Consider the following 10,906-nt stretch of genomic DNA (forward strand, 5'->3'; position numbering starts at 1 on the left):
GCTCCGGCCTTTCCAGTTCGGGGCGGCGCGCCCGCCTATTCAGCGGCGCGGGTGCTGCCCATCAGCGCCTCGCTTTCCAGCAGGTGGCGATTGTCCTCGAGATATTGAACCGCGGCGCTGTACACGGCCTTGCCGTAGCCGCAGATGAAGGTCTCTACCTCACCCGCCATGACGCCGGCGCACTCGCGATCGATGTGCGCGATACGGTCGCGGTACTCGTCGATCCGGTCGTCGATCAGACGGCTCAGATGCCCCGCCGGCAGGAGCCGGGCGAACATCATGACCGCAAGAAACTCGGAACGGATGCGATCGCGTCCCGGATGCTTCTGCAGCGCGTCCATGAAGGCGAGCTTGCCTGCGGACGTGACCGAATAGACCTTCTTGTCCGGGCGCTTGTCCTGGGCCTGCTGGTCGCAGGTGAGCAGGCCTTCCTCGGTCAGCTTGTTCAGGGCGGGATAAATCGAACCGTAGCTCGCCTCGTAGAAATGGCTGAGCGGCCCCTCGAAGGTCTTCTTGATCTCGTACCCGGTGGCCTCTTTCAGGGTCAGCAGGCCGAGGCACAGCATCCGAATGTCCATGTCACGCTCCGGTACGCATACAAAAAATCGTCATATATCGAGTTGATATATTATGCAGTAATGTAAATCACCTTCTTGTGAATTGCAAGGGCCTGCCGGTTGCCGGTGTGTGGCTACCGGCTTCGAAGCCGGGCAGCCCGGACGGGCGTCCGGCGTTCCCGGATGCGATGCACCCGTCCGGATCGAACGGCGTGTCCTGTTCAGGAAAAGGAAAAGCCCCGGCGAGGCGGGGCCTGGGACGATCGGTCGGCGGGCGATGATCGGGCCGGGCGGCCCGGCCGGCGGATGGCGCCCCTAGGTCTTCTGGTTCGTCCGGTAGAAGACATGCCGGCCGATGGTCTGGGTGCGCTGCAGATGCGAGGCCCAGCGCGGCGCGACATAATCGGCATGGTAGTGCGTCGCCGCGTCGGTCAGGTCGCGCAGCGTCCGGCTCAGCACCATGTCGGCGACGCCCTGGGCCCGCGCCCAGGATGCCGGGTCACGCGGCGTGTCGGAGCGGCCGTCGCAGGCAAAGGAGAACTGGCAGGCGTTCCGGCGCGTGGCATTCTGGTAGACAACGCCGCAGGCGCTGTCCGGATAGCGGCGATCCTGCATCCGGTTGGCAATGACGAGGGCAACCGCGAGCTGCCCCATGTAGGGCTCGCCACGGGCCTCGAAATAGACCGCCTTGGCCAGGCAATCCCGTTCCTTGGCGGCGAGCGCCGCGCGGTCGGCGTCGCTCGGGCAGATCAGCGGCAAGGCGGCCAGGAGGCCGGCCAGGTAAATCACCGTCAGGGTCGTCAATACCGTGAGTCGCATCTCGCTCCCCTTGTGCGACGCCTCACATCGTCATTCGTTCAATATCGCATTAGGGGAATATTGAGGCGGAACTATGGCGTCTCAGCCGCCCTCGTTCGCCTCGGGCGTTCCGGCGAAGCGGGCCCGCGCCGGACGCTTGCGGGGACGCGCTCGGCCACCGCGGCGCGCCCGCAGGACGGCCAGCAGCGCCATCCGCGCCTCGTTGGGCATGCCCGGCCAGTCGGCGATCTCGGCACCGCTCCGCCAGCAGCCCCGGCACAGGCCGGTATCGCTTTCGAGAATGCAGATGCCGACGCAGGGCGAGGGGATGTCGATCTGGCTCATGGAGGTTCCGGTGGCGCCGTTCTGGCGGCCGGTCGCCGGCCGGCGGGTCCGCGCATCATTCGTCGCGGCGGGGCCCCGAGTCAACCATCCGCATTGCCACATGACCCGGCCGTCGGCTATGCATGATGTGCGGGGTGGAGTGTGAATTGAACCGATGTCCGAGATAGGCGAGGCAGCGGGCCAACGGGCTTTTGGCTGGCGGCCGGACGGCGTTGCGACGGCGATGGGGCATGTCGCGACGAAGCATGCCTGTTGTCGACGCGCCGCTCGCGGTGCTGAACGCGCACGCCGGCCATGAGACGAAGGCGGGCGACCAATCTGCTGCTGATCGTGCTCGCGGTTTACGCGGTCGCGGCAGGGCTGGTCTGGCATTTCCAGCGTGAACTGCTCTATGGCAGCGGTGACCCGGTGGCCGAGAATATCGCGCCGCCGGGCCTGAACGCGGTCCGCTTCATCACCGAGGACGGCTTGACCCTCTACGGCTGGTTCAAGCCGCCCGGCGAGGCGAAGGAGATCGTGGTCTTCTTTCACGGCGCGCAGCAGTCGGTCGCCGACCAGTGGCTTCGGGCGCAGCCGCTGCTGACGCAGGGATATGGCGCGCTCCTGGTCGAGTTCCGCGGCTATGGCGGCAATCCTGGCGATCCGTCGGAGTCCGGGATTCTCCTCGACGCGCGCGCCGCGCTGAATTACGTGCTGGCAAGCGGGATCAATCCGTCCCGGATCGTCCTGTTCGGCCGGGCCATGGGCGCCGACGTCGCGGTCTCGACGGCGCTCAAGACGGAGGTCGGGGCGCTCGTCCTCGAAACGCCCTTCACCAGCTTCGCCGACTACTGGACCGCGCGCTTTCCCTGGCTTCCCTTCGGATTCCTGCTCAAGGACCGATTCGCGACGATCGAGAAGATCGGCCGCGTCAAGGCACCGATCCTGATCCTGCATGGCGGCCGCGACCCGCATGTGCCGATCGCCCAGGGACGGGCGGTCTTCGAGGCGGCGCCGGCCAAGAAGGAAGCCTTTTTCGTCGACGATGCGGGCGACGCCGAACTGTTCGACCGAGGCGCGACCGAGGCGGTTCTCGATTTCCTCGAACGGGTCATGCAGCCCGACGGCCAGAACGGCGTCTGATACCCGGGCGCGTGCCGGCCGCGCGCGGCCTCAATCGCTGCCCTCGCTCGCCGCGGCCAGCATCTCCGGGGTATCGATGTCGAAGAAGATCGCGTCGCCGTCGATCGGGACCTCGACCGTGACCTCGTCGTTCTCGGCGATCAGGTGGCGCGCCCCCAGGTCGCCCTTCAGCGCGGCGATGTCGCCGGCGAACTCGCGCCCGATCAGCACTGGATTGCCGCGCTTGCCGCGATAGGTCGGCACGACGATGGCGCGCCCCTCCCGCGGGTCGAAGGCGGCGATCATGCTGTCGAGCAGCGCCGCCCCGACGCGCGGCATGTCGCCCAGCATGACGATCGCGCCGTCGGCCGCCTCGGGAAGGGCCGCGTAGCCGGCGCGCAGCGAGGCGCTGAGCCCCGCGGCATAGTCGCTGCTGTCGACGAATTGCACGGCGCGGTCGCCGAGCGCGGCACGGACCTGGTCCGCCTGGTGCCCGGTCACGACCAGCACCGGATCGCAGGCGGCGGCGAGCGCCGCGTCGACCGCATGGGCGACCATCGGCTTGCCGCCGACCGGTTCGAGCAGCTTGTTGGCGGCCCCCATGCGACGCGACTGGCCGGCGGCGAGCACGATCGCGGCGACGGAGGGGCCGATCTTCGGCCGCTCGCCGGGCCGGCGATCGCGCGGTTGCGGCCGGCTGTGGATCTCCTGCAGCAGGCCGCCGGCGCCGAGCCGGGCGAGGTCCGTGCTGCCGACGGCAACGCCGGCGATCAGCCGCTCCAGCACCCAGTCGAAGCCGTTCAGCTTCGGTGAACGGGCGCAGCCCGGCAGTGCCACGACCGGGGTCTCGTCGTGGCGTCCGAGCAGCAGGAGGTTGCCCGGGTCGACCGGCATCCCGAAATGCTCGATCCGCCCGCCCGCGGCAACGATCCCGGCCGGCAGCACGTCGCCCCGGTCAGTGATCGCCGAGGCGCCGAACAGCAGCACGAGATCGCAGCCAGCGGCCAGTGCCTCGGCGACCGCGCCGGCCACCGAGTCCTCGTGATGAGGCACCGTCCGGACGACGTCGAGGCGCGCGCCGAAGCTTTCCAGCCGGGTCCGAACGACCTGCTCGGTCTTGTCCAGCATGGCATCCTTGGTCGCCTCGAAACGGGTCATGACGAGGGCCACGCGGCGGGGCGCGAAGGCGGCGACCCGCACCATGCCGGCGACACCGGCCATGGTCCGCCAGGCGTCCAGCGTGCGCCGGGCGGCGGCGAACGGGATGATCTTGATGGTGGCGATCATCCGCCCGGCCTCGACCCGTGCGTAGGGGGCAAGCGTCGCCACCGTCACTGCCTCGTCGATCTGGTTGAGCCGGGCCAGCAGGTCGGCATCGACGACCAGAATGCCGTCGGCGTCGGCATAGAGATTGACGCGCCCGGTGAAGGGTTCGCGCTGGAGCGTCATCGGCCCGGCGATCAGGGTGGCGATTTCCTCGGCTGCGGAATCCTCCGGCACGTCGTCGGGATCGAGCCGGGCGGCGACGATCGTCTCGTGGCCGGCCCGGCGGAGCGCGGCGACATCGTCGGCGGTCAGGACATGCCCCTTGCGGAAACGTCGTCCCTCGACCGAGAGCGCGTGGGCGAGGATCGCCCCTGTCGCCGCGCTGTCGGTGCCGATCCGTCCGAACTTCATGACCGCTCTCCCTTGCGCAGCGCGGCGGTGATCTGGGCCATCGCCGAGACCGCGATCTCGGCCGGCGAGCGGGCGCCGATGTCGAGCCCGAGCGGGGCGTGGATGCGCGCGAGCTCGGCCTCGCCGAGGCCCGCCTTCGCGAGCCGTTCGAGCCGCTTCGCATGGGTCCGCGTGCTGCCGAGCGAGCCGACATAGAAGGCGTCCGAACGCAGCGCCACCTGCAGGGCCGGATCGTCGAGCTTCGGATCGTGGGTGAGGGTCACCACCGCCGTCCGGTGATCGGGGGCAAGCGTCGCCATGGCGTCGTCCGGCCAGTCGTCGAGCAGGGTGACGCCCGGAAAGCGTTCCAGCGTGCCGAAGGCGCGCCGCGGATCGATCACCGTCACCGCGTAGCCGGCCAGCGTCGCCATCGGCACGAGGGCCTGGGCAATATGCACCGCCCCGACGATCAGCATCCGGAGCGGCGGGTTGAAGACCTGCAGGAAGCGGGCCCCGCCGGGCAGCTCGACCGTGCCGCTCCGATCGTTCCGGGCTGCGATTCTGGCCGCCTCCAGAAGTTCGCTGTTGCCCGTGTCTTCAAAGGGATAGAGCAACGTTTCGTCACCGTTCTTCAGGTCGACCGATCTGACGACGGAACGTTTTTCAGCCTGGTCCCTGCGCAGTTGCGCGAGTGTCGAGAGTTGCATCGCCGGTCAGCCCAGCGCTTCGACGAAAACCTGGATCCTGCCGCCGCAGGCGAGCCCGACTTCCCAGGCCTCCTCGTTGCTGACGCCGAATTCCAGCATGGCCGGCTTGCCGCTCTTCATCACCGCGTTGGCGGCCTCGATCACCGCGCCCTCGACGCAGCCGCCGCTGACCGATCCGGCCATGTTCATCGCGTCGTCGACGGCGAGCTGGCTGCCGGCCGGGCGGGGCGCCGAGCCCCAGGTCGAGATGACGGTCGCCAGCGCGACCTGTCGTCCGGCCGCCTTCCAGGCCTCGGCCTGGGTCAGCACGTCCTCCGTGCCACGCATCGTCATGTCGTTGTCGCCGCTCATGCCGCCAATCCTCCACGCTGGTTCCACCCTGTCTCCGGCCGCGACAGGGCCTGGACGAGATCGCCCAGACTCTCGAGATTGTGCACTGGCCGAAACTCGTCAACATGCGGCAGGATCGCCCGGATGCCCTTCGATTTCGGCTCGAATGCCTCGTAGCGGAGCAGGGGGTTGAGCCAGATCAGCCGGCGACAGGACTTCTGCAGCCGTTCGACTTCCTCCTCCAGCCCCTTGCCGGCGTCGCGGTCGAGACCGTCGCTGATCAGCAGCACCACGGCGCCCTGGCCGAGCACGCGCCGGCTCCAGACCAGGTTGAATTCGCGGAGCGTCGTGCCGATCCGCGTGCCGCCCGACCAGTCCTCGACCTCCTCGCCGACCAGGTCCAGCGCCTCGTCGACATCGCGGGCCCGCATCTGCCGGGTGATGTTGGTGAGCCGGGTCCCGAAGACGAAGGAATGGACCCGGTCCCGGTCGCTGGTCAGGGTATGGACGAAATGCAGCAGCATCCGGCTGTAACTCGACATCGAGCCGGAAATGTCGCACAGCACGACCAGCGGCGAGGTCCTGAGCCGGCGTCGGCGGCGCTGCAGGGCGATGATCCCGCTGCCGCCCCGCATCGACATCCGGAGCGTGCGGCGCATGTCGATCGAGGCGCCGCGCGGATCCGCCACCATCCGCCGCGAGCGGATCGGTGGTACCGGCAGCCGCATCCTGGCGATCAGTTGCCGCGCCGCCTCGACCTCGGCGGCCGACATCTCCTCGAAATCCTTCTTCTGCAGGACCTCGCGGTCGGACCAGGTGAGCTGGGCATCGATCTCGATCTCCTGCTCGCGCTCCTCGCGCCGCTGCTGGCCGCCGGCGAGCGTCGCGAGCGCCTCGGCGACCCGCTTCGATTGCGGCTTCTGCTGTTCCTTGGCGGCATCCTCGAACACGGTCGGCAGCATCATCTGCATCATCCGTTCGAGGATTTCCGGGTTGCGCCAGAAGATGTGGAACACCTGGTCGAACAGGTAGCGCTGGTCGCGCCGGCGGACGAAGACCGAATGCAGCGCCCAGTAGAAATCGTCGCGGCGGCGAAGCCCGGACAGCTCGGCCGCGCGGACCGCGTCGATCACCGAGGCCGGTCCGACCGGCAGGCCGGCGCGGCGCAGCACGCGGGCGAAATGCATGATGTTCTCGGCCAGCCGGCCGCCGGGAAGCTCCCCCTCGCTGTCGCCGGCCATCAGCCGACCGCCGCGAGCTCGCGTTCGACGCGGGCGAGGATCTCCGCCGCCTCCGTGCCCTGCACCTTGGCGATGTCGTCCTGGTATTTCAGCAGCACGCCAAGGGTGTCGTCGACCGCTGCCGGATCGAGCGACAGCACGTCGAGCTGGGTCAGCGCCTTGGTCCAGTCGATGGTTTCCGCGACGCCCGGCAGCTTGAAGAGATTGCGGTCCTCGCGCAGCGCCTGCACGAAGGCGACGATCTGGCGGCTGAGCCGCTCGCCCGCCTCCGGCGCCTTGATGCGCAGGATCTCGAGTTCGCGCTGGGTGTCCGGATAGTCGACCCAGTGATAGAGGCAGCGCCGCTTCAGCGCGTCATGGATTTCCCGGGTCCGGTTCGAGGTGATGACGACGATCGGTGGATGCTCGGCCGTCACGGTGCCGATTTCCGGGATCGTCACCTGATAGTCCGCAAGCACTTCCAGCAGGAAGGCCTCGAACGGCTCGTCGGTGCGGTCGAGTTCGTCGATCAGCAGCACGGCGGGGCCCTCGGCGCTGGGCTCGAGCGCCTGCAGCAGCGGCCGCTTGATCAGGAAGCGCTCGGAAAAGATGTCGGTCTCGGCCGAGCTCGAATCGCGGGCCTCGGCGAGCCGGATCTCGAGCATCTGGCGGGCATAGTTCCATTCGTAGACGGCGGAACTGACGTCGAGCCCCTCGTAGCACTGCAGACGCACCAGCCGGCGTCCGAGGGCGGCGGCCAGCACCTTGGCGATCTCGGTCTTGCCGACCCCGGCCTCGCCCTCGAGAAAGATCGGCCGTCCCATCCGCAGGCTGAGAAAGAGGATGGTCGCGAGACTGCGGTCGGCGACATAGTCGGCCTCGCCGAGAAGGCTGGCCATTTCATCGATGCTGTCGGGCAGGGCACGGGTCATGGAGGGACGCTCGGGCGTTACGGGAACGAAAAGACAAAGGGGGAGGCGTCGCGTCGCCTCCCCCCGTCGATGTCGGTGGTCAGGCTCAGCGCTCAGCCGCCGGCGGCGGCAATAGCCCGTTTCGCCATGACCGTTACCAGATGGGCGCGGTACTCGGCCGATCCGTGCATGTCGGAATTGAGGCCGTCGGCCGACACGCTGACCCCGTCGATCGCGCCGGCGGAGAAATTGCCGGCCAGCGCCGTCTCCATCGCACCGATCCGGAATACCCCCGGACCGGCCCCGGTGACGGCGACGCGGACGCCGCCTGGGGTCCGCGCCACGAACACGCCGACCAGGGCATAGCGGGACGCCGGGTTGGCGAACTTGGCATAGCCCGCCGCCTGCGGCACCGGGAAGCGCACCCGGGTGATGATCTCGTCCTCGCCGAGCGCGGTCTCGAACATCCCGGTGAAGAAGTCGTCGGCGGCGACGGTCCGCTTGTTGGTCTCGACGCTGGCGCCGAGGCCGAGCAGGGCGGCCGGATAGTCCGCCGCCGGGTCGTTGTTGGCGACCGAGCCGCCAAGCGTGCCCATGTTGCGGACCTGGGGATCGCCGATCCCGCCGGCGAGTTTGGCCAGCGCCGGGATCGCTTTCGCCACCTCGGCCGAGGCGGCGACCGCGCCGTGCCGCGTCATGGCGCCGATGACGACCGCGTCGCCCTCGACCTTGATCCCGGACAGCTCGGCGATGCCGCCCAGGTCGACGATCTTGTCGGGCTGGGCGAGCCGTTGCTTGAGAGTCGGGATGAAGGTCTGGCCGCCGGCGAGGAGCTTGGCTTCTCCACCCAGCTGGCGGACGGCATCGTCGACCGAACGCGGACGGTGATAGTCGAAGCTGTACATGTTCGTTCCCCCTATTCGGCGGCCATGCGGCGGGACTGCACCGCACGCCAGACCTTTTCCTGCGTCGCCGGCATGTCGATCTCGCTGCCGATCGCGTCGGTGATCGCATTCATGAGCGCCGCCGGCGCGGCAATCGCGCCGGCCTCGCCGCAGCCCTTCACGCCGAGTTCGTTGTGGGTGCAGGGCGTGTTGGTCAGGCCGACCCGGAAGTTGGGCAGGTCGTCGGCTCGCGGCATCGCGTAGTCCATGTAGGAGCCCGAAAGCAGCTGGCCGGTTTCCCGGTCGTAGACGCAGCCTTCGAGCAGGGCCTGTCCGATGCCCTGGGCGATCCCGCCATGGACCTGGCCTTCGACGATCATCGGGTTGATGACATTGCCGAAATCGTCGACCGCCACCCAGTCGACGATGTCGACCGTGCCGGTCGCCGGGTCGACCTCGACCTCGGCGATGTGGGTGCCGGCGGGGAAGGTGAAGTTGAGCGGATCGTAGAAGGCGCTCTCGTTCAGCCCCGGCTCGACCCCTTCGGGGAAGTTGTGCGGCACGTAGGCGGCGAAGGCGACCTCGGCCATCGTCGTCTGGCGATCGGTGCCGGCAACCTTGAAGACGCCGCTCTTATACTCGATGTCGTCGACTGCCGCCTCCATCAGATGGGCGGCGATCTTCTTGCCCTTGTCGACGATCTTGGTGCAGGCCTTGGCGATCGCGGTGCCGCCGACGGCAAGCGAGCGCGAGCCGTAGGTGCCCATGCCGAACGGTACTTCCTTGGTGTCGCCATGGACGATCTCGATGCTCTCGAAGGGCACGCCGAGCCGGTCGCAGATCAGCTGGGCGAAGGTCGTCTCGTGACCCTGGCCGTGGCTGTGCGAACCGGTGAAGACGGTGACGCTGCCGGTCGGGTTGAAGCGAACCTGGGCCGATTCCCAGAGACCGACGCCGGCCCCGAGCGAGCCGACCGCGGCCGAGGGCGCGATGCCGCAGGCCTCGATATAGGCCGCGAAACCGATCCCGCGATGCTTGCCGTTCCGCTCCGAGGCGGCGCGGCGCCCGGCGAAGTTGCCGTAGTCGATCATCTCGAGCGCCTTGTCGAGGCTCGCCCCGTAATCGCCGATGTCGTAGTTCAGGATGACCGGCGTCTGGTAGGGGAACTGGTCGGTCCCGATGAAGTTCCGGCGCCGGAACTCGGCCGGATCGATGCCCAGGTCGCGGGCCGCGCGCTCCATCAGCCGTTCGACCACGTAGGTCGCCTCGGGCCGTCCGGCGCCGCGGTAGGCGTCGACCGGCGAGGTGTTGGTGAAGCCGCCCTTGACCTCCGCATAGATCGTCGGGATCGCGTACTGGCCGCTCAGCAGGGTGGCGTAGAGATAGGTCGGCACGGCGGTCGCGAAGGTCGACAGGTAGGCGCCGAAATTCGCCAGTGTCGCGACCCGGAGGCCGAGGATCCGACCGTCCTTGTCGGTCGCCAGTTCGGCCTTCGTGATGTGATCCCGGCCATGCGCGTCGGTGAGGAAGGATTCCGACCGTTCCGCCGTCCACTTGACCGGGCGGTCGAGTTTCCGCGCCGCCCAGGCGACCGCGATCTCGTCCGGGTAGATGAAGATCTTGGATCCGAAGCCGCCGCCGACATCGGGGGCGATGACACGGAGCTTGTTCTCCGGCGCGAGGCCGACGAAGGCGGAGATCACGAGACGCGCGACATGCGGGTTCTGGCTCGTCGTGTAGAGCGTGATTTCCTCGCTGCCGCTGTCATACTCGCCAATCGCCGCGCGGGGCTCCATCGCGTTCGGTACGAGCCGGTTGTTGACGAGTTCGAGCGTGGTCACGTGCGCGGCGGCGGAGAAGGCCTTCTCGGTCGCCGCCTTGTCGCCGATGTCCCAGTCGAAACAGAGATTGCCCGGCGCCTCCGCGTGGATCTGCGGCGCACCGGAAGCGAGCGCGTCGGCGATATTCACGACCGCCGGCAGTTCTTCATAGTCGACCTCGACCAGTTCGGCCGCGTCCTTCGCCTTGTCCAGCGTCTCGGCGACGATCAGTGCCACCGCATCGCCGACCTGGCGGACCTTGTCGACCGCGATCGTCGGATGCGGCGGGGCTATATGGCCTTCGCCGTTCTTGCCGGTGACCGTCCAGCCGCAGATCGGATTGCCGAACCCGTCGGCCGCGTAGTCGGCGCCGGTCAGCACGGCGACCACACCCGGCGCCGCCTTGGCGGCGGTGGTGTCGATCCCCTTGATGTTCGCATGCGCGTGCGGCGAGCGGAGGAAATAGCCGATCGCCTGGCCCGGGCGATGGATGTCGTCGGTGTAGCGGCCCTTGCCGGTGGTGAAGCGGCGATCTTCCTTGCGCCGGACAGAGGCGCCGATGCCAGTGTCGGTCATG

The 10,906-nt window shown here is 68.4% G+C and carries 11 protein-coding genes; 1 reads left to right on the forward strand and 10 read right to left on the reverse strand.

The genetic code is table 11. The features are described from left to right. Nucleotides 1-35: 35 nt before the first annotated feature. The 3 genes from OCH7691_RS20885 to OCH7691_RS20895 form a co-directional block, all read right to left on the reverse strand. On the reverse strand, nucleotides 36-578 hold the full coding sequence (locus OCH7691_RS20885; RefSeq protein ID WP_085885556.1) for a PadR family transcriptional regulator: 543 nt from the start codon (nucleotides 576-578) through the stop codon (nucleotides 36-38). A 294-nt stretch (nucleotides 579-872) separates the two neighbouring features. Beyond that, complete coding sequence (locus OCH7691_RS20890) at nucleotides 873-1,376, reverse strand: cell wall hydrolase (protein WP_085885557.1); 504 nt, start codon at nucleotides 1,374-1,376, stop codon at nucleotides 873-875. An 81-nt stretch (nucleotides 1,377-1,457) separates the two neighbouring features. Continuing rightward, entirely contained in the window at nucleotides 1,458-1,700 is a 243-nt protein-coding gene (locus tag OCH7691_RS20895; RefSeq protein ID WP_085885558.1) for a DUF1289 domain-containing protein, read from the reverse strand. Between the two features lie 294 nt (nucleotides 1,701-1,994). Here OCH7691_RS20895 and OCH7691_RS20900 point away from each other — a divergent pair, with 294 nt between their 5' ends. Then, nucleotides 1,995-2,822 carry an alpha/beta hydrolase gene (locus OCH7691_RS20900; protein WP_085885559.1) on the forward strand — a complete coding sequence of 276 codons (828 nt, stop codon included), beginning with the start codon at nucleotides 1,995-1,997 and terminating at the stop codon, nucleotides 2,820-2,822. Between the two features lie 30 nt (nucleotides 2,823-2,852). Here the strand turns inward: OCH7691_RS20900 and OCH7691_RS20905 are convergent, their stop codons facing one another. The 7 genes from OCH7691_RS20905 to OCH7691_RS20930 all read right to left on the reverse strand — a co-directional run bounded on the left by OCH7691_RS20905 (nucleotide 2,853) and on the right by OCH7691_RS20930 (nucleotide 10,905). After that, nucleotides 2,853-4,478, reverse strand: coding sequence for an NTP transferase domain-containing protein (locus OCH7691_RS20905; protein WP_085885560.1), 1,626 nt, complete (start codon nucleotides 4,476-4,478; stop codon nucleotides 2,853-2,855). Then, nucleotides 4,475-5,164 (reverse strand): XdhC family protein, encoded by a 690-nt coding sequence (locus OCH7691_RS20910; protein WP_139839830.1) that lies wholly within the window; start codon nucleotides 5,162-5,164, stop codon nucleotides 4,475-4,477. The genes OCH7691_RS20905 and OCH7691_RS20910 overlap by 4 nt, the downstream gene beginning before the upstream one ends. Before the next feature lie 6 nt (nucleotides 5,165-5,170). Next, nucleotides 5,171-5,515 (reverse strand): XdhC family protein, encoded by a 345-nt coding sequence (locus OCH7691_RS23545; protein ID WP_217808183.1) that lies wholly within the window; start codon nucleotides 5,513-5,515, stop codon nucleotides 5,171-5,173. Further along, a complete protein-coding gene (locus tag OCH7691_RS20915; RefSeq protein WP_085885561.1) occupies nucleotides 5,512-6,735 on the reverse strand; it encodes a vWA domain-containing protein in 1,224 nt (407 codons plus the stop codon). The genes OCH7691_RS23545 and OCH7691_RS20915 overlap by 4 nt, the downstream gene beginning before the upstream one ends. Next, on the reverse strand, nucleotides 6,735-7,646 hold the full coding sequence (locus tag OCH7691_RS20920; RefSeq protein ID WP_085885562.1) for an AAA family ATPase: 912 nt from the start codon (nucleotides 7,644-7,646) through the stop codon (nucleotides 6,735-6,737). The genes OCH7691_RS20915 and OCH7691_RS20920 overlap by 1 nt, the downstream gene beginning before the upstream one ends. 92 nt (nucleotides 7,647-7,738) lie before the next feature. Next, a complete protein-coding gene (locus OCH7691_RS20925) occupies nucleotides 7,739-8,530 on the reverse strand; it encodes an FAD binding domain-containing protein (protein WP_085885563.1) in 792 nt (263 codons plus the stop codon). 11 nt (nucleotides 8,531-8,541) lie between these two features. After that, nucleotides 8,542-10,905, reverse strand: coding sequence for a xanthine dehydrogenase family protein molybdopterin-binding subunit (locus OCH7691_RS20930; protein ID WP_085885564.1), 2,364 nt, complete (start codon nucleotides 10,903-10,905; stop codon nucleotides 8,542-8,544). Between the last annotated feature and the right edge of the window lies 1 nt (nucleotide 10,906).

It is taken from the genome of Oceanibacterium hippocampi (assembly GCF_900172325.1).
Classification (GTDB): Bacteria; Pseudomonadota; Alphaproteobacteria; order Sneathiellales; family Sneathiellaceae; genus Oceanibacterium; species Oceanibacterium hippocampi.

Coding starts and splice junctions, on each gene's coding strand:
- OCH7691_RS20885 (WP_085885556.1), bottom strand. CDS start 578: ATGGACATTCGGATGCTGTGCCTCGGCCTGCTGACCCTGAAAGAGGCC.
- OCH7691_RS20890 (WP_085885557.1), bottom strand. CDS start 1,376: ATGCGACTCACGGTATTGACGACCCTGACGGTGATTTACCTGGCCGGC.
- OCH7691_RS20895 (WP_085885558.1), bottom strand. CDS start 1,700: ATGAGCCAGATCGACATCCCCTCGCCCTGCGTCGGCATCTGCATTCTC.
- OCH7691_RS20900 (WP_085885559.1), top strand. CDS start 1,995: ATGAGACGAAGGCGGGCGACCAATCTGCTGCTGATCGTGCTCGCGGTT.
- OCH7691_RS20905 (WP_085885560.1), bottom strand. CDS start 4,478: ATGAAGTTCGGACGGATCGGCACCGACAGCGCGGCGACAGGGGCGATC.
- OCH7691_RS20910 (WP_139839830.1), bottom strand. CDS start 5,164: ATGCAACTCTCGACACTCGCGCAACTGCGCAGGGACCAGGCTGAAAAA.
- OCH7691_RS23545 (WP_217808183.1), bottom strand. CDS start 5,515: ATGAGCGGCGACAACGACATGACGATGCGTGGCACGGAGGACGTGCTG.
- OCH7691_RS20915 (WP_085885561.1), bottom strand. CDS start 6,735: ATGGCCGGCGACAGCGAGGGGGAGCTTCCCGGCGGCCGGCTGGCCGAG.
- OCH7691_RS20920 (WP_085885562.1), bottom strand. CDS start 7,646: ATGACCCGTGCCCTGCCCGACAGCATCGATGAAATGGCCAGCCTTCTC.
- OCH7691_RS20925 (WP_085885563.1), bottom strand. CDS start 8,530: ATGTACAGCTTCGACTATCACCGTCCGCGTTCGGTCGACGATGCCGTC.
- OCH7691_RS20930 (WP_085885564.1), bottom strand. CDS start 10,905: ATGACCGACACTGGCATCGGCGCCTCTGTCCGGCGCAAGGAAGATCGC.